16 protein-coding genes and 1 tRNA gene are annotated in these 24724 nt (G+C 57.9%); 11 read left to right on the top strand and 6 right to left on the bottom strand.

Annotated features, from left to right (window positions below; genetic code table 11):
• The first annotated feature begins 197 nt into the window (after window positions 1–197).
• The 9 genes from rpoB (at window position 198) to U5L73_RS00460 (ending at window position 15034) form a co-directional block, all read left to right on the top strand.
• Window positions 198–4310 (top strand): DNA-directed RNA polymerase subunit beta, encoded by a 4113-nt coding sequence (rpoB, locus tag U5L73_RS00500; RefSeq protein WP_322560535.1) that lies wholly within the window; start codon window positions 198–200, stop codon window positions 4308–4310.
• Window positions 4311–4329: 19 nt separating this feature from the next.
• Entirely contained in the window at window positions 4330–8556 is a 4227-nt protein-coding gene (rpoC, locus tag U5L73_RS00495; protein ID WP_322560534.1) for a DNA-directed RNA polymerase subunit beta', read from the top strand.
• A gap of 86 nt (window positions 8557–8642) precedes the next feature.
• Window positions 8643–9191, top strand: coding sequence for a hypothetical protein (locus U5L73_RS00490; protein ID WP_322560533.1), 549 nt, complete (start codon window positions 8643–8645; stop codon window positions 9189–9191).
• On the top strand, window positions 9188–10513 hold the full coding sequence (rsmB, locus tag U5L73_RS00485) for a 16S rRNA (cytosine(967)-C(5))-methyltransferase RsmB (RefSeq protein ID WP_322560532.1): 1326 nt from the start codon (window positions 9188–9190) through the stop codon (window positions 10511–10513). The genes U5L73_RS00490 and rsmB overlap by 4 nt, the downstream gene beginning before the upstream one ends.
• Before the next feature lie 25 nt (window positions 10514–10538).
• Entirely contained in the window at window positions 10539–11102 is a 564-nt protein-coding gene (locus U5L73_RS00480; RefSeq protein ID WP_322560531.1) for a DUF4390 domain-containing protein, read from the top strand.
• A gap of 5 nt (window positions 11103–11107) precedes the next feature.
• Complete coding sequence (locus U5L73_RS00475; RefSeq protein WP_322560530.1) at window positions 11108–13390, top strand: sensor histidine kinase; 2283 nt, start codon at window positions 11108–11110, stop codon at window positions 13388–13390.
• A gap of 37 nt (window positions 13391–13427) precedes the next feature.
• Window positions 13428–14099, top strand: coding sequence for a response regulator (locus U5L73_RS00470; RefSeq protein ID WP_322560529.1), 672 nt, complete (start codon window positions 13428–13430; stop codon window positions 14097–14099).
• 25 nt (window positions 14100–14124) lie between these two features.
• Window positions 14125–14200, top strand: a tRNA-Phe gene (locus U5L73_RS00465).
• A gap of 222 nt (window positions 14201–14422) precedes the next feature.
• On the top strand, window positions 14423–15034 hold the full coding sequence (locus U5L73_RS00460; protein WP_322560528.1) for a hypothetical protein: 612 nt from the start codon (window positions 14423–14425) through the stop codon (window positions 15032–15034).
• On the opposite strand, the gene U5L73_RS00455 is transcribed toward U5L73_RS00460, so the two are convergent.
• Window positions 15008–16027 carry a phospholipase A gene (locus tag U5L73_RS00455; protein WP_322560527.1) on the bottom strand — a complete coding sequence of 340 codons (1020 nt, stop codon included), beginning with the start codon at window positions 16025–16027 and terminating at the stop codon, window positions 15008–15010. The two genes, U5L73_RS00460 and U5L73_RS00455, sit on opposite strands and share 27 nt — an antisense overlap.
• Window positions 16024–18165, bottom strand: a complete 2142-nt coding sequence (locus tag U5L73_RS00450; RefSeq protein WP_322560526.1) for an ATP-dependent helicase — start codon at window positions 18163–18165, stop codon at window positions 16024–16026. Before U5L73_RS00450 ends, U5L73_RS00455 begins: the two co-directional genes overlap by 4 nt.
• 106 nt (window positions 18166–18271) lie before the next feature.
• Between U5L73_RS00450 and U5L73_RS00445 the strand changes: the two genes are divergently transcribed.
• Window positions 18272–19252 (top strand): AEC family transporter, encoded by a 981-nt coding sequence (locus tag U5L73_RS00445; protein WP_322560525.1) that lies wholly within the window; start codon window positions 18272–18274, stop codon window positions 19250–19252.
• Between the two features lie 143 nt (window positions 19253–19395).
• Complete coding sequence (locus U5L73_RS00440; RefSeq protein ID WP_322560524.1) at window positions 19396–19719, top strand: hypothetical protein; 324 nt, start codon at window positions 19396–19398, stop codon at window positions 19717–19719.
• Window positions 19720–19799: 80 nt separating this feature from the next.
• On the opposite strand, the gene U5L73_RS00435 is transcribed toward U5L73_RS00440, so the two are convergent.
• From U5L73_RS00435 to U5L73_RS00420, 4 genes are all read right to left on the bottom strand, one after another.
• Entirely contained in the window at window positions 19800–20381 is a 582-nt protein-coding gene (locus tag U5L73_RS00435) for a PEP-CTERM sorting domain-containing protein (RefSeq protein ID WP_322560523.1), read from the bottom strand.
• A gap of 209 nt (window positions 20382–20590) precedes the next feature.
• Complete coding sequence (gene priA, locus U5L73_RS00430; protein ID WP_322560522.1) at window positions 20591–22729, bottom strand: replication restart helicase PriA; 2139 nt, start codon at window positions 22727–22729, stop codon at window positions 20591–20593.
• A gap of 372 nt (window positions 22730–23101) precedes the next feature.
• The gene (hemE, locus tag U5L73_RS00425) at window positions 23102–24265 is read right to left on the bottom strand and encodes a uroporphyrinogen decarboxylase (RefSeq protein ID WP_322560521.1); all 1164 of its coding nucleotides are present in this window, start codon (window positions 24263–24265) and stop codon (window positions 23102–23104) included.
• A 26-nt stretch (window positions 24266–24291) separates the two neighbouring features.
• Window positions 24292–24708 (bottom strand): CoA-binding protein, encoded by a 417-nt coding sequence (locus tag U5L73_RS00420; RefSeq protein ID WP_322560520.1) that lies wholly within the window; start codon window positions 24706–24708, stop codon window positions 24292–24294.
• Between the last annotated feature and the right edge of the window lie 16 nt (window positions 24709–24724).

Raw genomic sequence — 24724 nt, 5'->3', positions numbered from 1 at the left:
GTGCACAGGAAAGTAGTGGGCAACTTCTTTCCTGTGTCTTCTGATCCGACTGCAGAAGATGCCTTGGTACGGGTCGCGTGCAACGCGTGACCGTCCGCCAATGATTGGTAGTGGCCAATCGCCAAGTCTGTTGAGAATGCTCAACGCGACAGTCGCCTAGGACCCCCAGGATTCCTCAGCCTTTGCCCGGAGATCTAATGGCTTACACATACACAGAACGCAAGCGAATTCGCAAAAACTTCGGTAGTCGCGATAGCGTGCTAGAGATCCCTTATCTGCTGCAAATGCAAAAAGACGCCTACACAGCGTTTTTGCAAGCAGACATCACACCGAAGAAGCGTACCGCCGAGGGCTTGCAAGCTGCTTTCGAAGCTGCCTTCCCGATCGTTTCGCACAACGGTTTCGTGGAAATGAAGTACCTCGAGTACAACTTGGCCAAGCCAGCTTTTGACGTTCGTGAATGCCAGACCCGTGGCTTGACCTATGCTTCTGCGGTTCGTGCCAAAGTCCAATTGATCATTTATGACCGTGAGTCTTCGACCGGCCAGAACAAAGTGGTCAAGGAAGTCAAAGAGCAAGAGGTCTATATGGGCGAAGTGCCCCTGATGACTGGCAAGGGCTCTTTCATCATCAACGGCACTGAGCGCGTGATCGTGTCCCAGTTGCATCGCTCCCCTGGCGTGTTCTTCGAACATGACAAGGGTAAGACCCACAGCTCGGGCAAATTGCTGTTCTCTGCGCGCATCATTCCTTACCGCGGTTCTTGGCTCGACTTTGAATTTGATCCCAAAGACTTGCTGTATTTCCGTGTGGACCGTCGTCGCAAAATGCCGGTCACGATCTTGCTCAAGGCCATCGGTCTGAATAATGAGTCGATCCTCGCCAACTTCTTTGTGAACGACAACTTCCGCTTGATGGACAGTGGCGCGCAAATGGAGTTCGTGGCTGAGCGTTTGCGTGGCGAAGTCGCACGCTTTGACATCACAGACAAGTCGGGCAAGGTCGTTGTTGCCAAGGACAAGCGCGTTACAGCACGTCACACCCGTGAACTGGAACAGTCCGGCACTACACACATCAGCGTTCCTGAAGACTTCTTGATTGGCCGCGTCGTCGCGCGCAATGTGGTCGACGGCGATACCGGCGAAATCGTGGCCAAGGCCAACGAAGAGCTGACAGAAGCACTCCTGAAGAAACTGCGTACTGCAGGTATCCAGGACTTGGCTTGCATCTACACCAACGAGTTGGACCAGGGCGCTTACATTTCGCAAACCCTGCGCACCGACGAAACGGTGGACGAGTTCGCAGCGCGGGTGGCAATCTACCGCATGATGCGTCCCGGCGAGCCGCCTACAGAGGACGCAGTTCAGGCGTTGTTCCAACGCTTGTTCTACAACCCAGATACCTACGATCTGTCTCGTGTCGGTCGTATGAAGTTCAACGCCAAGATGGGCCGCTCGGAATCTACCGGTCCCATGGTGCTGACCAATGAAGATATCCTAGCTGTCGTCAAGATATTGGTGGATCTGCGCAATGGCCGTGGTGACGTCGACGACATCGACCACTTGGGTAACCGCCGCGTACGTTGCGTGGGCGAATTGGCCGAAAACCAATACCGTACTGGGTTGGCGCGTATCGAAAAAGCAGTGAAAGAGCGCTTGGGCCAAGCAGAGCAAGAGCCCCTGATGCCGCATGACCTGATCAACAGCAAGCCGATTTCGGCAGCCTTGAAGGAATTCTTCGGTGCTTCGCAGTTGTCCCAGTTCATGGACCAGACCAACCCGTTGGCAGAAATCACCCACAAGCGCCGTGTTTCGGCCCTCGGCCCCGGCGGTTTGACCCGGGAACGCGCTGGCTTCGAAGTGCGAGACGTGCACGTGACCCACTACGGTCGTGTGTGCCCTATCGAAACTCCCGAAGGTCCAAACATCGGTCTGATCAACTCTTTGGCGCTGTACGCACGTCTGAACGAGTATGGCTTCATCGAAACCCCGTATCGACGTGTGGTGGACAGCAAGGTCACCAATGACATCGACTACCTGTCTGCGATTGAAGAAGGCAAGTACGTTATTGCCCAGGCCAATGCGGCACTGGACAAGGAAGGCACGCTGACCGGCGACTTGGTGTCTGCACGTGAAAAGGGTGAATCCATTCTGGTGAGCGCTGACCGCGTTCAGTACATGGATGTGTCGCCTGCCCAGATCGTGTCGGTGGCTGCTTCTCTGGTTCCATTCCTGGAACACGATGACGCCAACCGTGCTCTGATGGGTGCCAACATGTCACGTCAAGCCGTGCCCGTGTTGCGTCCTGAAAAACCGATGGTGGGTACCGGTATCGAGCGCGTTGCCGCGGTCGACTCCGGCACTGTAGTGACAGCGACCCGTGGCGGTATCGTCGATTACATCGATGCGACTCGAGTCGTGATCCGTGTCAACGATGCAGAAGCGCAGGCCGGTGAAGTCGGTGTGGATATCTACAATCTGATCAAATATCAGCGTTCCAACCAAAACACCAACATTCATCAGCGTCCCATCGTGAAGAAGGGCGACAAGCTTGCCAAGGGCGACGTGATTGCTGACGGTGCATCGACTGACCTGGGCGAAATCGCCATTGGTCAGAACATGTTGGTTGCGTTCATGCCATGGAACGGCTACAACTTCGAAGACTCTATCTTGATCAGCGAGCGCGTAGTGGCCGAAGACCGCTACACCTCTATCCACATCGAAGAACTCGTGGTGATGGCGCGTGACACCAAGTTGGGTGCGGAAGAAATTACGCGTGATATTCCCAACTTGAGCGAACAACAGCTCAACCGTCTGGACGAATCCGGCATCATCTATGTGGGTGCTGAAGTCCTTCCGGGCGACACCTTGGTTGGCAAGGTCACGCCCAAGGGCGAAACCACGCTCACCCCTGAAGAAAAGCTCTTGCGTGCGATCTTCGGTGAGAAGGCCAGCGACGTGAAGGACACTTCTCTGCGCGTGGACCAGGGCAGCTCCGGCACCGTCATCGACGTGCAAGTATTCACCCGCGAAGGCATTCAGCGTGACCGCCGTGCGCAGCAGATCATTGACGACGAACTCAAGCGGTTCCGTTTGGACCTGAACGATCAGTTGCGTATCGTGGAAGCGGATGCGTTTGACCGTATCGAGAAGTTGTTGACCGGCAAAGTCGCTAATGGCGGCCCGCAAAAGCTGGCCAAGGGCACCAAGCTCGACAAGGCTTACCTGACTTCTGTGGAGAAGTTCCACTGGTTTGACATCCGCCCAGCGGACGAAGAGGTGGCAAGCCAGCTCGAAAGCATCAAAAACTCCCTCGAGCAAACTCGCCACAGTTTCGACCTTGCTTTTGAAGAAAAGCGCAAGAAGTTGACGCAAGGCGACGAGCTGCCTGCGGGCGTATTGAAGATGGTCAAGGTCTACATCGCGGTCAAGCGTCGCTTGCAGCCCGGTGATAAGATGGCCGGCCGTCACGGTAACAAGGGTGTGGTCTCCAAGATCACTCCTGTTGAAGACATGCCTTACCTCGCAGACGGTACGCCGGTGGACATCGTGCTGAACCCTCTGGGCGTTCCATCACGTATGAACATTGGTCAGGTGTTGGAAGTGCACTTGGGTTGGGCCGGCAAGGGCTTGGGTCAGCGCATTGGCGACATGCTGCAACGCGAAGCGGCCTCTACCGAGATCCGTGGTTTCCTCGAGCAGGTTTACAACAGCACCGGCCGCAAGGAAGACCTCGCTCAGTTGACGGACAGCGAAGTTCAAGACATGGCCAAAGAGCTGATTACCGGTGTGCCGTTCGCGTCACCCGTGTTCGATGGCGCTACCGAAAAAGAAATCGGTGACATGCTGCAGTTGGCGTATCCGGATGATGTGGCCAAGGCCAAGGGCTTGACCGCTACCCGCACACAAGCCCAGCTCTATGACGGACGCAGTGGTGATGCCTTCGAGCGCACCACCACCGTAGGCTACATGCACTACCTGAAGCTGCACCACTTGGTGGACGACAAGATGCACGCCCGTTCTACCGGCCCATACAGCTTGGTGACCCAACAGCCACTGGGCGGTAAGGCCCAGTTCGGTGGCCAGCGCTTCGGTGAAATGGAAGTGTGGGCACTGGAAGCCTACGGTGCTTCTTACGTGCTGCAGGAAATGCTGACGGTCAAGTCCGATGACGTGCAAGGTCGTACCAAGGTGTACGAAAACATCGTCAAGGGCGAACACTCTATTGAAGCCGGCATGCCGGAATCGTTCAATGTGCTGGTCAAGGAAATCCGTTCCTTGGGCATCGACATTGAGCTGGATCGTTCTTAAAGACAAGGGAAAGAGTCACATGAAATCTTTACTCGACCTGTTCAAGCAGTTCACGCCCGACGAGCATTTTGATGCCATCAAGATCGGCATGGCGTCGCCTGAAAAGATCCGTTCCTGGTCTTTCGGCGAAGTTAAAAAACCTGAAACTATCAACTACCGCACTTTTAAGCCTGAGCGTGACGGTCTGTTTTGCGCCAAGATTTTCGGGCCCATCAAGGACTACGAGTGCTTGTGCGGTAAGTACAAGCGCCTGAAGCATCGCGGTGTGATCTGCGAAAAGTGCGGCGTTGAAGTCACACAGACCAAAGTGCGTCGTGAGCGCATGGGTCACATTGACTTGGCCGCTCCTTGCGCACACATTTGGTTCTTGAAGTCTTTGCCGAGCCGTTTGGGCTTGGTGCTGGACATGACTTTGCGTGACATCGAGCGCGTGTTGTACTTCGAAGCATACGTGGTGACCGACCCTGGCATGACTCCGCTGAAGAAATACAGCATCATGTCTGAGGACGATTTCGACGCCAAATTCCAAGAATATGGCGATGAATTCATTGCCAAAATGGGCGCCGAGGGCATCAAAGACTTGCTGGAAAGCATCGACATCGATGGTTCCATCGAGAAGCTGCGCAACGACCTGACCGGCTCTGAGCTGAAGATCAAGAAAAACGCCAAGCGCCTCAAAGTGCTAGAAGCCTTTAAGAAGTCCGGCATCAAGCCTGAGTGGATGGTGTTGGACGTGTTGCCAGTGCTACCACCGGACTTGCGTCCCTTGGTTCCCTTGGACGGCGGCCGCTTTGCGACCTCCGACTTGAACGATCTGTATCGCCGCGTGATCAACCGCAACAGCCGTCTGCGCCGTTTGCTGGAGTTGAAGGCCCCTGAAATCATTGCCCGCAACGAAAAGCGGATGCTGCAAGAAGCCGTGGACAGCTTGCTGGACAACGGCCGTCGCGGCAAGGCCATGACTGGCGCCAACAAGCGCGCCTTGAAGTCCTTGGCCGACATGATCAAGGGTAAGAGCGGCCGTTTCCGCCAGAACTTGCTGGGCAAGCGCGTGGATTACTCCGGTCGTTCCGTGATTACCGTGGGCCCAACGCTCAAACTGCACCAGTGCGGTCTGCCTAAGCTGATGGCCTTGGAATTGTTCAAGCCATTCATCTTCGCACGCCTGGAAGCCATGGGCATTGCGACCACCATCAAGGCTGCCAAGAAAGAAGTTGAATCCGGCACCCCCGTGGTGTGGGACATTCTGGAAGAGGTTATCAAAGAGCACCCCGTGATGCTGAACCGTGCGCCAACGCTGCACCGTCTAGGTATCCAGGCGTTTGAGCCCATCTTGATTGAAGGCAAGGCTATCCAGTTACACCCTCTCGTTTGCGCGGCCTTCAACGCCGACTTCGACGGTGACCAAATGGCTGTGCACGTACCACTGTCGGTGGAAGCGCAAATGGAAGCCCGCACTTTGATGCTGGCCTCCAACAACGTGCTGTTCCCCGCCAACGGCGAGCCTTCCATCGTCCCTTCGCAAGACGTTGTGTTGGGCTTGTACTACACGACCCGTGACCGTATCAACGGCAAGGGTGAGGGTCTGGTGTTTGCGGATACCGGTGAAGTCCAGCGTGCTTTCGACGCGGGCCAAGTGGAACTGAACGCACGTATCAACGTTCGTTTGACTGAGTGGACCAAGAACAAGGAGACTAGCGAATTCGTGCCTGAAACCAAGCTGTGGGAAACCACCGCGGGTCGCGCCTTGTTGTCTGAAATTCTGCCAAAGGGCCTGCCTTTCGCCAACATCAACAAAGCGTTGAAGAAGAAGGAAATTTCCAAGCTTATCAACGTGTCCTTCCGCAAGTGCGGACTGAAGGAAACCGTGGTGTTCGCCGACAAGCTACTGCAAAGCGGTTTCCGTTTGGCAACGAGGGCAGGTATTTCCATCTGTATCGACGACATGTTGGTGCCACAGGAAAAGCACGACATCATCGGCCGCGCCCAGAAGGAAGTCAAAGAGATCGAACAGCAGTATGTGTCCGGTCTGGTGACTTCCGGTGAGCGCTACAACAAGGTGGTGGATATCTGGGGCAAGTCGGGTGACGAAGTGTCCAAGGTGATGATGGCCAAGTTGTCCAAGGAAATGGTGACCGATCGCCATGGCAACCAGGTACAACAGGAATCCTTCAACTCCATCTACATGATGGCCGACTCCGGTGCCCGTGGCTCTGCTGCCCAGATCCGTCAGGTGGCCGGTATGCGGGGTCTGATGGCCAAGCCTGATGGCTCCATCATTGAAACGCCTATTACCGCGAACTTCCGCGAAGGTCTGAACGTGTTGGAGTACTTCATCTCCACCCACGGTGCCCGTAAGGGTCTGGCCGATACCGCGTTGAAGACAGCGAACTCCGGTTACCTGACACGTCGTTTGGTCGATGTGACCCAGGATCTGGTTGTGACCGAGCAAGACTGCGGCACACATGGTGGTTACCTGATGCGCGCTATTGTTGAAGGCGGTGAAGTGATTGAATCCCTGCGGGACCGTATTCTCGGTCGTACCGCAGCGGATGATGTCTTGCACCCTGAAACACGTGGCGTGCTGTTGCCCGCGGGCTCCATGCTGGACGAAGACGAAATCGAAATGCTGGAGGCTGCTGGCGTCGACGAAGTCAAGGTCCGCACCGCTCTGACATGTGAAACCCGCTTTGGTATCTGTGCTAAGTGCTATGGACGTGACTTGGGTCGCGGTGGTTTGATCAACGGCGGCGAAGCGGTCGGCGTGATCGCTGCTCAGTCTATCGGTGAACCCGGTACTCAGCTGACCATGCGTACCTTCCACATCGGTGGTGCTGCATCCCGTGCGGCGATCGCTTCTAGTGTGGAAGCCAAATCCAACGGCAACATCGGCTTCAATGCCACGATGCGCTATGTGACCAACAGCAAGGGCGAGTTGGTGGTGATTGCTCGTTCCGGCGAAATCATCATTCACGATGAGCATGGCCGTGAGCGCGAACGCCACAAGGTTCCATATGGTGCCGTGTTGACTGTCAAGGTGGATCAATCCATCAAGGCAGGCGCAATTTTGGCGAACTGGGATCCTTTGACACGTCCCATCATTACCGAATTCGCGGGTAAGGCTCATTTCGAAAACGTCGAAGAAGGCCTGACCGTTGCGAAGCAGGTGGATGAGGTAACAGGCTTGTCGACTTTGGTGGTTATTGACCCCAAGCGCCGCGGCGCTGCCAAGGTAGTGCGTCCACAAGTGAAGCTGATCGATGCATCGGGTCACGAAGTGAAGATTCCCGGAACCGACCACTCCGTGACTATCGGTTTCCCCGTGGGATCGTTGGTTCAGGTGCGTGACGGTCAGGACGTGGGCCCCGGCGAAGTGCTAGCCCGTATTCCTATCGAAGGTCAAAAGACCCGCGACATTACCGGTGGTCTGCCACGCGTGGCCGAACTGTTTGAAGCACGTTCACCCAAAGACAAGGGTGTCTTGGCTGAAGTGACCGGTACCGTGTCCTTCGGTAAAGAAACCAAAGGCAAGGTCCGCTTGCAAATCACCGATCCAGAAGGCAAGGTCTGGGAAGAGCTCGTACCCAAGGAAAAGAACATCTTGGTGCACGAAGGCCAGGTGGTCAACAAGGGTGAGTCGGTGGTGGACGGCCCAGCCGATCCGCAAGACATTCTGCGCTTGTTGGGCTCAGAAGAGTTGGCGCGTTACATTGTGGACGAAGTGCAAGACGTTTACCGTTTGCAAGGCGTGAAGATCAACGACAAGCACATCGAAGTGATTGTTCGTCAGATGTTGCGTCGTGTCGTCGTGGAAAACGCTGGCGATTCCGGCTACATCAATGGCGAGCAGGTGGAGCGCTCTGAAATGCTCAACACCAACGACGCTTTGCGTGGCGAGGGCAAAATCCCTGCGACCTTCACCAACTTGCTTTTGGGTATTACCAAGGCATCGTTGTCGACAGACAGTTTCATTTCTGCGGCTTCGTTCCAGGAAACTACCCGTGTGTTGACCGAGGCTGCCATCATGGGCAAGCGCGACGAGCTGCGCGGACTGAAGGAAAACGTGATCGTTGGTCGCTTGATTCCTGCTGGTACTGGCTTGGCTTATCACGAAGCACGTAAAGTCCGTGAGTCCATGGATGACGCCGAGCGTCGTGCTATTGCCGAAGCGGAGGCCGCTGAACTGGCTGGTACCGCTGACTTGACAGAAGACGTGGCTGGTGCGGACGATACCTCGGCTGAGTAATCTGCGCCTTTGAATGAAAACGCCCCTAGTTGCACGCAACTTGGGGCGTTTTTTTGCTGAGTGGTAAATGAAGAACGAGGCTCGAAATGGGACAGACGCTTTATGTGTGGATGTTTTGTGCCTGCCTGCTGTTTTGGCTAATGGGCGTGCACAATCGCTTGATGCGGCTCCGTGCGCGAGCACTCGCGATATTGAGCGCACTCGAGAAGCAAGTCTTGTCAGGGATACTGCCCTTACAACATCGCTTGGTTGCAAGTCCTGCGGATACGCCTAACAACGCATCAGACGAATATCGCGTGGAATGGCTACGAGGACTGCGACTTATGGAAGACGTCTGGGCTGCTCCCCGAAAAGATCGTCTGGATATGGATGCCCAGCAGCAGCGAACAGAGAGCTGGGTGAAGTTGATGACAGCATGGAGCGCTTGGGTTTCTGCCCCTCCTGATTTGGCCGGGCCTTGTGTTCCCGATTCATTTCGCCTCGAGTGGGAGGCCAGTACAGCGAAAGCTATCGTAATTTCAGATGCCTTGAACGCGATATTGAAAGACTACAACGAGGGCGTCAGTGAGCCGCCTGCCTGTTGGGTTGCACATTTTTTCGGATTCAAGGTTAGTGCATTAATAGGGATCAAATGAGTGAGATACAAAGGTCGCCCGAGTTGTGGCGCCAATTGAAGGCGACTGTAGATGTCCTCCTGCAGGTATCCAACGGTCAATCCGGTAGTGCTGCTATGGATGCTGTCCCGCCTCACTTGCGTGGAGCGGTTCAAGCATTGGCTTTTCATGCGTGGCGGAATCAAGGCAGATCGACTGCGATTCGCTCGTTGCTTGCAAAAAAGCCACCAGCCCCACACGCTGACGCATTGTTGTGCCTCGCTTTGGGCCTCCTTGCGAACGATGCAGATGCCAGTTATGACGCATTTACTTTGGTGAACCAAGCGGTAGAGGCGGCCAAACAATGTCCGCGTACCCGATCCCAGGCAAATTTCATCAACGCCTGCTTGCGGCGGTATTTGAGAGAGGCTCCCCAGCTCCTTGCAGAGGCAGACAAGCGCTTGGAGGCCCGTTGGAACCATCCCCTTTGGTGGATCAAAAAAGTGCAGCAGGATCATCCCGACCGTTGGGAAGCGGTGCTGACGGCAGCAAATCGCCATCCCCCAATGACGCTGCGCGTAAATCTCCGCAAGGTGACCAGCGCGCAATACGCACTATCACTGCAAACTGCCGGTATTGAGGTCAGTAGCGCCTGTGGCTCGTGTATCGAACTGACAAAACCAGTCGCGGTAACCCAGCTCCCCGGTTTTCAAGAGGGGTGGGTCTCCGTGCAAGACGGTGCCGCCCAAGTTGCTGCGACACTCTTACTTGAGGCGGCTACTCCTCAAGAGCGCCCACGCATTTTGGACGCATGTGCTGCGCCGGGCGGAAAAACTGCGCACCTCTTGGAGCTCGTCGAGGCAGATGTCCTTGCTTTGGAAATTGATCCCTCGCGGGCACAGCGAATCGAGCAAACTTTGAACCGCTTGGGCCTGACTGCGACGGTGCTCTGCGCCGATGCCGCTGAGCCGCCCACTTGGTGGGATGGCCGTCCTTTTGATTACATTTTGCTGGATGCCCCCTGCACTGCTTCGGGCATTGTTCGGCGGCATCCCGACATACGTTGGCTGCGCCGCCCCACAGATGTGGCACAGCTTGCCGCAGAGCAGCGGCGGATCCTCAAGGGTCTATGGCCCTTGGTGAAAGAGGGTGGGCGCTTGCTGTACTGCACCTGCTCCATTTTCAGGGCCGAGGGGGATGAACAAGTCAAAGCGTTTCTAGATAACAACAAGGACGCTCGCCTTCTTCAGTCTCCCGGGCATTTAATTCCCGCTGCAGTGCCCACTCCATCCGTGATGGCCGACAATCAAATCGGTGACCATGACGGCTTCTTTTATGCACTGTTCGAAAAGACGAGGGTTTGAAAAGCTCCTGCACAGACTGTGCGCGTTGCTGCTTGTCTCCGCGCTGTGGCCTTGCTTCGCACAAACGCAAGTGGAAGTCACGCAGTTCGAAGTGGAGCGCACTATCGAAGAAGTTGTACTCAATGCACAAGTGCAATTCGAGCTCTCCTCTTCCGTAGAAGATGCCCTGCTGCGGGGCATCCCCGTGTATTTCCGGGCAGAAGCCGAAGTGCTCAGAGAGCGCTGGTACTGGTATGACAAATCCCTTTCCACCGTCTCTAGGCACTACAAGCTCGCTTATCAGCCGCTGACCAGGCGGTGGCGTGTGAGCATCAGTGCAGGTCCCTCCAGCGCAGCCGGTCAGGGTTTGGCACTGAGTCAGTCCTATGACACCTTGGCTGCTGCGATGTCGTCGGTGAAAAAAATCAGCCGCTGGCGAGTAGCCGGGCCCGGTGAGTTGGAGCCAACCGGGCGTTATCGCTTAGATTTCCGGTTCAATTTGGATGTAAGCCAATTGCCGCGCCCCTTCCAGATCGGGCTATTGGGGCAAACGGACTGGGACATCAACATCCTCCGCTCGCAGCCCCTGTTGCCGGAGTTCAGCAAGTGAGCGCCATGGCCCACGCTGAAGGGGCTGATCCGACGAAAGTCCAGCACACATCGCGCCCGATGCGCCGCGCGATTGCGATTGGCTCCACGGTCATGGTGCTGATTGGCCTTACTTTGCTGTATCTCCTGACGCAGGCCACGAACAACCGTGAACTCTACGAAAGCAGCTACCAAATGCTTTTCATGGTGAATGTGGTGGTTGCGAGCCTCTTGGTGGGTGCAATTACATGGGTGAGTTACCGGCTTGTCACGCGGCTTCGGCAGGGGCGATTCGGGAGCAAGCTGCTCTTGAAATTAGCCACGATTTTCGCTTTGGTGGGGGTCGCGCCAGGGCTGTTGATCTATGTCGTCTCTTACCAATTTGTATCGCGTTCGATCGAAACCTGGTTTGACGTGAAAGTCGAAGGTGCGCTCGAAGCGGGTTTGAATTTGGGGCGGGTCACGTTAGATACGCTGACCGTTGACCTTGCCGGGAAGTCCAAAGCGGCGGCCGGTCTACTGGCCGAAAGTCCGGAGGGCGCTTCTGCCCTAATCGCAGAGAAGTTGTTGGACCAACTAGGGGCGACCGACATCACGATCTGGAGTGGCTCAGGTGCGTTGATCGCGAGCACCGGTCAATCCAAGTTTCAACTGAGCCCGGATAAACCAACCAATAGTCAGTTTCGAAGTGCGAGACAGCAGAGATCATTGGCATGGGTAGAGGGCTTGGATGACGTTGCGATGGATGGTTTGACAACCGCCCGGATAAAAGCATTGGTGCCCATATCAAACCCGAACCTCGGCTTGGCGTCCGAAGCGCGCTACATGTTGGTCACAAAAGCACTCCCTACAAGCCTCGTCAGCAATGCTTTGGCTGTTGACCGTGCAAACCGTGAGTACCAAGAACGTGCGTTGGGTCGGGAAGGTCTTAAACGCATGTACATCGGAACACTCACCTTGAGCTTGTTCTTGGCGGTGTTTGCTGCAATTTTGCTGGCAGTCGTGCTGGGAAACCAGATTGCACGCCCCTTGTTGCTGCTGACAGAAGGCGTGAATCAGGTGGCGGCAGGCGACTTGACGCCCAAGCTGGCTTTGCAGGGACGCGACGAGCTGGGCGGGCTCACGCGCGCGTTTGCGTCCATGACGCAGCAGCTCTCAGATGCACGGCAGGCTGTCGAAGTCAGTATGTCGCAGGTTAATTCGGCCCGGGCCCATCTGCAAACAATCCTTGATAACCTCACGTCAGGCGTGATTGTGTTGGACCCAACCGGCGCCATCGTGAGCTCCAACCCCGGAGCCTCGCGGATCCTGAAGAAAGACTTGGTGCAGTTTGAAGGGCAGCGCCTATCCGAAATCCAAGGCTTGGAACTGTTTGGCGCTGGGGCGAAAAAGCAGTTCGACATTCTGGTTGAAGGCAATCAGGACCAAGCCATAGACCATTGGCAACAGCCATTTGAGTTGTCGGGCTCGGTATCCTCCGTCAACAGCCCTTTCGAGGGACCCGTAACCCTTGTAGCGCGGGGTGCTGAGCTTCCTTCGCATCATCAGTTATTGGTCTTTGATGACATTACGGAAATCGTGTCGGCCCAGCGCGCGCAAGCATGGGGCGAGGTAGCCCGTCGGTTGGCCCATGAAATTAAGAACCCGCTAACGCCGATTCAACTCTCCGCCGAACGCCTAGAAAAAAAGCTGACCGGCAAATTGGAAGCGGTTGAGCACGCAATCCTGATCAAGTCCGTAAAAACCATCGTGGATCAGGTCGACTCGATGAAGCGCCTAGTCAACGAGTTTCGTGACTACGCCCGCCTACCTGCGGCCGAACTCAAGCCACTGCTGCTCAACAGCCTCGTGAAAAACGTACTCCACCTATATGACTTAGAGAACACCAAAGTACCTGTAGTCCTCGAGTTGGACCCCGAATGCCCTCCCGTTTTGGGCGACGCCGAGCAGTTGAGACAGGTCATTCACAACCTGCTGCAAAACGCCCAGGACGCATCCTTGTCTGCAACCACGCCGCTTGAAACCGTGCGCACCGTGACCATTCGCACCCAATGGCAGTCCACCAACCGCAGGGTCCGTCTGTCAATACGAGACCAAGGCGACGGATTTTCCGAGAGTATTTTGAAAAGGGCGTTCGAGCCTTATGTCACCACCAAAACCCGAGGAACTGGCCTGGGACTTGCTGTAGTGAAAAAGATTTCTGACGAGCATGGCTCGCGGATTGACATAGGCAACATACAAAAAGACGGCGTCATCTTGGGTGCGCAAGTGTCGTTATCATTGGCAATTGCACCCGACGTAGCGGCCTGAACGCTAAACGGGTTTCACAAGGGACAGCGCAAGCAATATGGCGAATATTTTGGTGGTGGATGACGAGCACGGCATCCGTGAGCTTCTTTCCGAAATCCTTAATGATGAAGGACACACGGTAGAGCTCGCCGAAAACGCAGCGCAAGCCCGCGCAGCGCGCCTGCGGGAGCGCCCGGACCTCGTCTTGCTGGATATCTGGATGCCGGACACCGACGGCGTCACCCTGTTGAAGGAGTGGGCCTCCACTGGTGCCCTCACGATGCCGGTGATCATGATGAGCGGCCACGCGACCATCGACACTGCGGTCGAGGCCACCAAAATAGGAGCACTCGCGTTCCTCGAAAAACCTGTCACACTTCAAAAGCTTTTGAAAGCGGTCGAGCAAGGGCTCACGCGTGGCGCGGTGCGCAAGCCGGCTCCATCACCTGTCGAATACAGCGCATTGCCAGAACCCATCGCTGTCGATTCCCTCTCGGTGGTGAGTCTCGTTGAAACGGGTCCACAAGCGCATCAGGATTTCGAATTGGACAAGCCTTTGCGGGAAGCTCGCGATGAGTTTGAAAAGGCTTACTTTGAATACCATTTGGTCAAAGAAAATGGTTCTATGACGCGGGTCGCCGAACGGACCGGGCTGGAAAGAACCCACCTGTACCGCAAGCTGAAACAACTTGGAGTTGATCTTTCTCGCGGCAAACGAAATAACGGCTAAATTTAATGCTAGAATTCAAGGCTTAGGCCCGGTAGCTCAGTCGGTAGAGCAGAGGATTGAAAATCCTTGTGTCGGTGGTTCGATTCCGCCCCAGGCCACCAGATATAAAGCGGCATTTCTTATTAAGAGATGCCGCTTTTTTTTGTCGGTACTTATGGCTTCTCTGGATTTGCCACTAGTTCCTATGGGCACTTGTCTTGCGGCAATGAAGGGTTTAACCTGCAGGTGTCGTGTGAGTAGGTTATTCACGCGGCGGGAGAGGGGAGGCGATACAGGCAATAAGCCGCGCTTCACAGACATAAAAAAACAATCTGGGGTATCACATGTTCAGCAAAATTTTCGGCAAAAGTGCGTCCGGAGGGGCCCAGCGATCTGAGGCCCAAGACTCTAGGGGGCTCGAAGTAGTTGAGGATGATCCTGAAACTTCCTGGAGTTTGTGGGACAACGCCTTGGCTGCGCAGGATTCCCAACACAGCATGCTGGATGCCGGGGGCCATACGCGCCCGTCCGGTCAGGTGGCGCAACACCGCATGCCCGGGCTCTATCCCGCTCATCGTGCTTTGGATTTTGATGATGCCCCCACCCGTCCGATGGGGCTTGACGAAAAAGAGCCTGAAGTACTCGCCGCAGAGGCTCTGGAGCGGGTCGAACTGCACCACCACCGGATTGCCCAAACGATCCGTACGCTGTGGGGCTACAAAGAGTGCAGCGCTTACATCAACCAACTCATCATGAGTGGCGGTGATGGTATGGGGAATGCTCGTATCGGATTCAAGCCTGAAGCGGTCGAGGCCATGCTGCAACTGGCGGATTTGCACGACCTGCTGTTCGGCCCCGCAGAGCCCCCCGCTGACTCAGGGTTTGCACCGTCGGTGCATTCCAGTCTCAGCGGGCTGCGCCAGTCGTCCCTACCAATCCAGCAGGGTCAGCCCTAGGCTGAGTACCGTGCGCTGGCGGTTGTAGTCCATCAAGGAATCACCGTAGCCGGTAAACAGTTCGGTGTGGAGGCGAAGACTGCTTCGGTTGGCATTCTCCGTTGCGCTCCCGATTTTTTTGAACCAGGCAAAACGCAGGGATCCGCTATCGCTGGACTGCAGGGAATGGCGAACGGTCAGCGCCAATGCGTTGTGCGGGTCTACATTCCAGACGGCAGAGATTTCCGCACGACCAATACGGTCCACGATATCGGGGTTGTCATCGCTGGCACTGTCCTCGGGAATGCGCTGCCATAGCGCGCCGGTGATCGAGATTTCATTTCCGAACTCCAAGCCTGCCCGTCCGATGATCCGGTTCCAGCTCCGGGAAAGCGGCAAACTCTGGCCATTGCTCTGGTGGTTTACGCCGATACCGCCGTAGCGCAAGCGCCAGCCTGAGGGCAGGGCGCTGGCGATCGGGAAGATGTAGATCAACTCGGGCTCGTGGTCCGTTGCGCGGAAAGGGCGCGACAAATCAGCATTGAAAAGCTGCCAATACGACTGCTGGCTGTATGCAAACCACAAGGAATCCAAGCGGTTAGGGTCGCCGCCCGTCAGCAGGCCCTGCGCCACTTTGGTTCGCACGGAGAGGTTGATACGGGTCTCGGTCTTGGTGTAGGCCTGAAAGGTACCCGTGTGTTCGCTTGCCGGCGAGCTGGGTGCCGTATTGACGCTGTCGGAGCCGATCACTGCAAGACTCACTGGCCGATACCCCCTCAAGCCGAAGGTGCCGCAGTCGCTGGCAGGCTCCAGCTCCCAGAAGCGCGATAGCGGCGTTGCAGAGGGATTTTTGCAGCTCACCACCTCCAGGGGCACCGGAGTCTCGACAGGCGCCACAGACTCCACCAGCAAAGTGCCGGCGGTGGCCGGTTCAGGCTTTTGTTGCGCCTGGCTAGCCGCTGAGAAAGCGTAGAGTACGAGTAAGCCAACAGCGAGATAGTTGCGATTTTTCATGGTTTTTCTGCCGCAGTGGCGGCTGTGGCAAGGGCTTTGGCAGCGAACTCTGCACGCAAGGCCCGCAGTTTTTCGCGCGGGTCTTCTTTCGCAGTCGCAGAGTCCAGCGCCATTTCGGCAATAAACCGGCTGGGCAAGGCAGCCACCATTTCGCGCCCCTTTTTGCGACGGCGGGTCCAGCTCACCGCTAAACTGCGCTGCGCGCGGGTAATGCCCACGTACATCAGCCTGCGCTCCTCCTGTAGACGGGCGGCAATATCTTCATTGGCAGACTCATGGTCCAGGCTAGAGCCACCCAAGGTGTCTGCGCCGTCCCCCAGCTTGAAGGGCAACATGCCCTCGGTCACCCCCACCAGCATCACATGCGGCCACTCGAGGCCTTTGGAGGCATGCAGCGTGGAGAGCGTCACCACGTTCTGGTCTTTTTCTCGCTCGCTGATGGTCGAGAGCAGGGCGATGGTCTGCGAGACTTCGAGCAAATTTTTGATTTCCCGCGTGTTGGTTACACCGGCCGCATCGTCAATCTGCCCGCCGCAGCGCTGAGCCATCCATTCGCAGAATTCGATCACATTGCTCCACTTGGCCGAGGCAGCGCCCTCGCTGTCTTCCCCGTCGTAGAGGTGCTTTTCGTACCCGATCTCTTTGAGCCAATCCATGATGAACGCCAGCGCCGCCTCGGCGCCTTCGGTGCGGCGTGCGCGGTACTCAAGGTCGTTGATATACCGGCCGAATTCATGCAAGCTGCCCAGTGCCTTGGCGCTCAGCACACTCGCCAGTGACGACGAAAACAGCGACTCAAACAGACTCAGCTTGTATTGGGTCGCGAATACCCCCAGGGTGCCCAAAGTGGTGTGGCCAATGCCACGCTTAGGTGTGGTCACCGCGCGCAAAAACGCGGGGTCATCGTCGTTATTGCTCCATAGGCGGAACCAGGCGCACAGGTCGCGGATTTCTGCACGGTCAAAAAAGCTTTGTCCGCCCGACACTTTGTACGGAATGCCCGCCTTGCGAAGCGCCTTTTCAAAGGGTTTGGCCTGGTGGTTGGCGCGGTACAGCACCGCAAAGTCGCGGAACTCCTTGTACTGCTTGCCCTGGGCGTCCGGGACGCCCCCACCAATCCCGTTGGCTCGCAGGCTCTGTATCCGGGCAACGGCACGTTCGGCCTCGTGCTCTTCGTTGTCAGCGTCCACGACCCGCACCGGTTCGCCCTCGCCGAGTTCACTGAACAGGGTTTTCGGAAACAGCTTGGGGTTGGGGCCGATCACATTGTTGGCGGCCTGCAGGATGGCGCTGGTGGAGCGGTAGTTCTGCTCCAGCTTGATGACCTTGAGGGTGGGAAAGTCCACCGGCAGCTTCTTGAGGTTGTCCAGCGTGGCGCCGCGCCAGCCGTAGATGGACTGGTCGTCGTCGCCCACCGCGGTGAAGCGGGCCTTCTCGCCTACCAAGTACTTCAGCACCTCATATTGGGTCGCGTTGGTGTCCTGGTACTCGTCGACCAGCACATGGCCCAACAGGTTCTGCCAGCGTGCGCGTACTTCAGGAAAATCCCGCAGCAGCTTGAGCGGCAGGCTGATCAAGTCGTCAAAGTCCACACTTTGGTAGGCCACCAAGCGTTCTTCATAGCGCGCCATGGCGGTGGCGATGATCCGTTCGTTGTCGTCCTCGGCAGCAGCAAGCGCTTGATCGCTGTTCAGGCCTGCGCCCTTCCAGGCGCTGATGGTCCACTGCCATTGGCGGGCGGTGGCCGTGTCGATGGTGCCACCCGCATCTTTGATGATGCTGGTCACGTCGTCACTGTCCAGAATGCTGAACTGTGGCTTCAGGCCCAGCACCGAGCCGTCTTCCCGCAGCATGCGCACGCCCAGCGCGTGAAAGGTGCACACCACCACATCCTTGGCCGCTTTGCCGATCAGGTGCTTGGCGCGCTCCCGCATTTCAGCGGCTGCTTTGTTGGTAAAAGTGATCGCCGCAATCCGGTTGGCGGGCATGCCCATTTGGATCAGACGGGCGATTTTGTGGGTGATCACCCGCGTTTTGCCCGAGCCTGCCCCGGCCAGCACCAGGCAGGGCCCGTGGAGGTAGTTCACCGCCTCTTGCTGGGCGGGGTTCATGCCGTGGTTGGCGGAAGAGGAGGACATGGAGCGGGCAGGTGTAGCGTGCAAAGAGCGGGCCATCTTAACGGCTCGCCGCCACTCGACCACCCGGTGACCGGAGTGCATCCGCATTTCCCCGACAATGTCCCCCATGCTGCAAATCCTGACAGTGGCTTTCCCCTTTTTTGCCTTGGTGCTCTGCGGCTATCTGGCCGCCCGCCGGGGCATGCTGCCGCTGGTGGCCATCCCCGGGCTCAATGGCTTTGTGCTGTTTTTCGCGTTGCCGTGCATGCTCTACCGCTTCGGTGCGAGCACGCCCATCGGTGAGCTGTTAGACGTGAGTCTCGCGCTCACCTACCTGCTGTGTGCCTTGGTGATGGTGGCTTTTGTGGTGGCCGTTACGCTGCACGGTCGCATCGGCTGGAATGACGCGGCCTTTGGCGCACTGGTGGGCGCTTTCCCCAACACGGGCTTCATGGGGGTGCCGCTGTTGGTCGCGCTCTTGGGGGCCAAGGCAGCGGGCCCTGCCATCGTCACGATTCTGGTGGACATGGTGATCACCTCCTCTCTGTGTATTGCGCTGTCGCGCCTTGGCGGTGACCCTGCGCAGGGCGGCGTATCGGCGGGGCAGGCTGCCAAAAATGCGCTCAAAGGGGTCGCTGCCAACCCCATGCCTTGGTCCATATTGCTCGGAGCCTTGTTTTCTGCGCTGCAGCTAGAGTTACCCAAGCCTGTTGCTGCTACGGTGGGCCTGCTGGCCGATGCAGCGTCGCCGGTCGCGCTATTCACCATCGGCGCGGTGCTGGCCCGCTCGCAGATGCTGGCCAAGGACGATAAATCCCACGAAGTGCATTGGCAGGAATATGTGCCAGTGGCACTGATCAAGCTCTTTTTGCACCCCTTGCTAGTGCTGCTAGTCGGCGTGTCGGCAGTGAGCCTCGGGGTGCACATCGACAAATTTGCCCTCACCGTGCTGGTGCTGCTGGCGGCCCTCCCGAGCGCCAGCAATGTATCGCTGCTGGCAGAGCGCTTCGGTGCGGACAATGGGCGCATTGCCCGCATCATTCTGGTGTCTACCGCCGCGGCCTTTTTCACCTTTTCGGGTGCAGTGGCGCTGATGGTAGGAATTTAGTTGCTACTGAATTGATAGCTACTCGCGCAGGTTTTATGGGCGCCAGTGCCTGAAAAGATGCTGATCTGCAGCCGTCAGAGGCGAATCCTTGGAAAGGCTGGTGGCTTTGTTCCGGCGCGCACAATAAACACATTGACACTTTGATGAATTTCGTATCCGCCATTTTCCGCACCGCACTCAAACTGGTGCTCATCGCTGCAGCCGCCGTCTTTGCCCTGAGCCTGATCGTGGTGGCGCTGCTGAGCGTCGTGTGGGTGCTGCTCAAAGCCTTGCTGACCGGCCGCAAGCCGGCATTTGTGACCACCTTTCAGCGGTTCAACCAGGCGCGTCAGCAATTCAAGCGCGGCGATTGGCCGACACGTAGTGGGCCTGGCTTTGTCCGTCCTACGTCGGACGACGTGGTGGATGTGCAGGCGCATGAGGTGCAAGCGCAAAAGGCCAGGGGCGCTTTGCCGCTAGATCACTAAAGCCAAGTGCTTATCGCTTACGGGATAGAAACGAAAAAGGGGAGCCTCGGCTCCCCTTTTTTCCAGTTAACGAAACCTTGTTAAGCTTGCTTGGTCTTGCGGCGGCGTGCCACGGACGCCATCAGGCCCAGACCGGCCAGCATCATGGCGTAGGTTTCTGGCTCGGGCACCGCAGTCACGGCTACCTGAACATCGTCTACCTTGAGGGCGCCCAAGTTGGTCGCAAAAGCCAGTGTGTAGTGGCCGGCTGCCAGATTATTCCAAGTGTAGGACACATGCTGGTCCGCACCCGGCAGGCCGCCTGAGCCGGGGTTGTTCAGCAAAAAGCCAAGGCCGGTATTCGCCAATGTCTGGGAAGGTCCGGACAGGCTCCACGACGCGGCGATCGATGCTGCGGAGTACCAGAAGCTCACGGTCAGGGACTGGACGGCCGACAGTGTGGAAAAGCTGTAACTTGCCGTGCTGGTGCCGGGCCACGTCAACAAAAGGTAGTCGTCCGAAGTGAACGGCGCGTTGAACGCGCCAGCGCTGAAGCTGGTTCCGCCGTTGAAATTTTCAGTATAGGTGGTGGTGTTACCGATGACGGAAGTGGTAACCGTGGCTTGTGCCGCTACGCCGGAGAGCGCGATGGCCATGGCGGCGATGGTTTTTTGGAGTTTCATGAGCATCCCTAGTTGACGGGTTGACTATATTTGTGGGGGAGGGGGTGGGCAATAGGCCGTCTGGACTAAAAAGTCTTGAAAACTCCCCGGAACTCGTGTGGCCGCAGACAGCGTGGAAAGGGCGCTTTGTCTCGTCCAAGCATTGTGATTTGCTATGTAAAAAGTAGTGGCTTGTGCATAGTGGATGTGCGCCAAGCCCGCTTTTTGCTTCAAATCGCCAGCGGATCCACATCAATCGCCCAGCGGATCAGACCCTTGCATTCGGGCTGGCTGCGGGTCGCGTGGAGCACGCTTTGCCAGGCGGTCAGGAACTGCTGCAGCGTGGCGCGTGAGGGGCACTCGATGAGCATCTGTGCCCGCTCGATATTGGCCACCCGCTGGATGGCCATGGGCACGGCGGGGTAGAGGAAGACTTGCGCCAGCGCTTCGGCCCAGCCGTCCCACGCGGCCATCTCGGTTTGAGCGAAGGTGCGGGCGGCGTTCAAGAACGCCTGTGCAGCCTCCTGCGTCTTGGCTTCGGCGCGCACCAGGGCCTGCGCGCTGAAGGGCGGCATGTTGGCTTGCTCGCGTTCTTTGAGCTGCTGCGCTGCGAAGGCGGGGTAGTCGTGTTTTTTGAGGGTGGCGTACAGGCCGTGCTCGGGCTGGAAGGTTTGCAGCCACACCTCGCTCTGCGCGCCCAGAGATGCATCCCGCCCCGCGCGACCTGCGGCCTGCATCAGCAAACTGAACAAGCGCTCGGGCGCCCGGAAGTCACTGCTGAACAAGGCGCCGTCGGGGTTCACCGCTGCGACCAGCGTGATGCGGCGGAAGTCGTGGCCCTTGGCAATCATCTGCGTGCCGACCAGCACATCCACATCGCCTGCGTGCACGGCGGCCAGTTGCTCTGCCAGCTGCCCTTTAAGTTTTGTGCTGTCGGCGTCGATGCGCGCAATGCGCACATGTTCGCCGTCCGGGTTCTCGGGGGTCACGGAGCCGTGGCGGCGCACATCCACCAGTAACTCGGCCAAGTGCTCTTCCAGCTGCTCGGTGCCGCGCCCGAAGGGGGCGATGTCCACATTGCCGCAGTCCGGGCAGGCGCGCGGGACGCGCTCGGTAAAGCCACAGTGGTGGCAGCGCAGGGTGCGGTCGATCTTGTGGAACACGCGGAAGGCGCTGCAGTGCAGGCACTCGCTTTTCCAGCCGCAGTCTTCGCAGGTGAGCACCGGGGCGTAGCCGCGCCGGTTCAAAAACACCATGACCTGCTCGCCACGCGCCACCCGCTCGGTGATGGCCGCAATCAGCGGGGTCGAGAAGATGGCGCGCCGGGGCTGGTGGTTCATGTCCACCCGTCGCACCAGCGGTAATCTGGAAGACTGGCCCACCCGGCTGGGCATGTGCAGGCGCAGGTAGCGCCCGCCTTCCTCGGCCGGGCGGCTGTGGTGCCAGCTCTCTAGCGAGGGCGTGGCCGAGCCGAGGATGACCTTGGCACCCTCCAACTTGCCGCGGTAAACCGCCAGATCGCGCGCTGAGTAGCGTGCGCCTTCGCCGCTTTTGTAGCTGGGGTCGTGCTCTTCATCGACCACGATGAGTCGCAGTTTGGGCAGGCTGGCAAACACCGCCATCCGCGTACCCAGCACGATGCGAGCCGCACCCCCGTGCGCACTCAGCCAGCTTTTGAGGCGCTGCGGGTTGGTCATGCCGCTGTGCAGGCTGACCACGGCTTGCTCGCCGTAGAGCGGCGCAAAGCGCGCCTTGAAGCGCTCTTCGAGCTGGGGGGTGAGGTTGATCTCCGGCACCATGACCAGGGCTTGGGCATCCGGGTCGGCGGCCAGCAGCTTGTGTACGCAGTGCAAATACACCTCGGTCTTGCCGCTACCGGTGGCGCCGAAGAGCAGAAAAGGGCCGGGGTTGGTGTCAATTTGCGCAATCGCAGCGGCTTGTTCGGGCGTGAGTGCCGGTGCAACCAGCACGGCGCCGCCGGCGCCTGCATCCACTTTCTTGCGTTTGAGGCGGCGCGCCATTTGCTCAGGGTTCAGCTCGCGCAGCTGCGGGGGCAGGGCCGCTAGCGCCACTTCGCCAGCAGAACGCTGGTAGTAGGCCGCGGTAAAGCTCAAAAGTTGCTGCCAGGCGCGGCTCAAGGGCGGAATGCCCTCCAGCACACCGGCTATGTCACGCACCTTGGCAGGGTCAAACTCGCCGGTGGCCTCTGCCGTTGCCGCGTCCCACACCACACCCAGTGTCTCCCGCTTGCCCAAGGGCACCCGCACCAAGGTGCCGGCCAGCAGAAGCTGTTCACTGCGGTAAGTGAGCACCGGCCCGAGCGCCGCATGCGCCGGCGTGTGCACCAAAACGGGCAGCCAATGGCTCATGGGTAGGGTCCGGAGGTCATCTGACTTCTCGTGATACGGAATGTCACTTGGGGCGTCTTCTTGAGGTGAACTTGCGGAATGAAGGCTAAGTGCTTGATTTACAAGTGATTTGCATTTGATTCAGGTTTTCTGTGGATAACTTTGTTGATATGTGCCTTGAGCCGCGCTTCAGGCCTTATAAATCAAGGTTTTTCTTACGCTGCCCAGAAAAAAAGCAAAAACAGAAATCTATATAAATCAATCACTTAGGAGCGCTATCGGTTTTGTAGCGCTGCTCCTACCAAGGGGGTTAAGGGTTAACCCTAAATCGCCATTTTTGTGCATAACTAAGAACTAGAAACTTTGTTTTTTCAAAAAAAACGTGGTAACCGATCAAGCGCGCAAACTTTTGGAGTGGCTGTGTACCGCCGCTACCAGTGCCGCCACATGCTCCGGCGGGGTGTACTGGCTGATGCCGTGGCCCAGGTTGAAGATGTGGGTGGGGCCGGTGCCGCTGCCTTGATAAGGTGAGCCGAAACTGTCCAGCACCTTGGCCACTTCGGTTTCGATAGCAGCCGGTGGCGCAAACAATACATTGGGGTCGATGTTGCCTTGCAGTGCCTTGCCAGAGCAGTTCTCCATGCCGCCCACCAAAGCGCGGGCTTTGGCAAGGTTAACCGTCCAGTCGAGGCCCAGCACTTCGCAGTCCAGCGCCTGCATGTCTTGCAGCCACAAGCCGCCGCCTTTGGTAAACACAATGCGTGGCACCACTTTGCCATCGGTGCCGAAGCGCTTGAGCTGCTTCAACACCCGTGCGGTGTAGGCCAGGCTGAACTCTTTGAACGCGCCATCGGCCAGCACGCCGCCCCAGCTGTCAAACACCATCACCGCTTGGGCACCGGCGTCGATCTGTGCGTTCAGGTAAGCAGCCACCGAGTCCGCGTTGATGGCCAGCATGCGGTGCATCAGGTCGGGGCGGCTGTACAGCATGGTTTTGACCAGGCGGTAGTCGTCGCTGCCCTTGCCTTCGACCATGTAGCAGGCCAGTGTCCAGGGGCTGCCGCTAAAACCAATCAGCGGCACGCGGCCCTTGCCGTCCACCGTGAGGGCCTTGCGGATGCTACTCACCGCATCAAACACGTACTGCAGCTTGGCCATGTCGGGCACTTCGAGCTTGGCCACGTCAGCCTCATTTTTGATGGGGCTGGCAAAACGCGGGCCTTCACCTTGAGCAAACGACAAACCCAGGCCCATGGCGTCCGGCACGGTCAGGATGTCGCTGAACAAAATAGCCGCATCTAGTGGGTAGCGCTCCAACGGCTGCAGGGTCACCTCGGTGGCGTAGTCGCGGTTGGTAGCCAAGCCCATGAAGCTACCGGCGGTAGCGCGAGTGGCCACGTATTCCGGCAGGTAGCGGCCGGCCTGGCGCATCAACCACACAGGGGTGTGAGGCGTCGCTTGGCGCATGCAAGCCTGCAGAAAGGTCGGGTTGTGCAGGCCGTCAAAGGTGGTGGCCTCGACTGCGAAAGGTGCGTTGGTGGGGGTGATGTCGGTCATGGACCGATTGTCGCAGTTCAAGCGCCTCAACGGGCCGCGCGCGCGTGCTCCACCAACAGGCATTTGTCTTGCACCGTCTGCATACCAGCCGCCCGGGCGCGGGCCATGGCATCGTCGTGGCGGATGCCCAGTTGCAGCCAGATCGCCGGAGCGCAGATGGCAATCGCCTCATCCACCACCGGCGGCACATCCTCGCTGTTGCGGAAGACGTTCACCATGGCAATCGTTTCATGCGCCGCGGCCTCGGTGAGGCTGGGGTAGGCCTTTTCGCCCAAAATTTCGGCGGCGTTCGGGTTGATCGGCACGATGCGCCAGCCCTGCCGCTGCATATAGGCCGCGACCTTAAAACTCTCGCGGTGCGGCTTGGGCGACAGGCCCACCACCGCTACGGTGCGGGGCGGGAACAGCAGCGAGTGAAGGGTGTCGGTGTCGATGGAGGGCATGGTGGTCGGTCGGGCG

The sequence above is a fragment of the Rhodoferax sp. genome, assembly GCF_034520025.1.
Taxonomy (GTDB): domain Bacteria; phylum Pseudomonadota; class Gammaproteobacteria; order Burkholderiales; family Burkholderiaceae_C; genus Allorhodoferax.
Note: the sequence above shows the minus strand (reverse complement) of the source record. Positions and strands in the feature narration are given on the sequence as shown.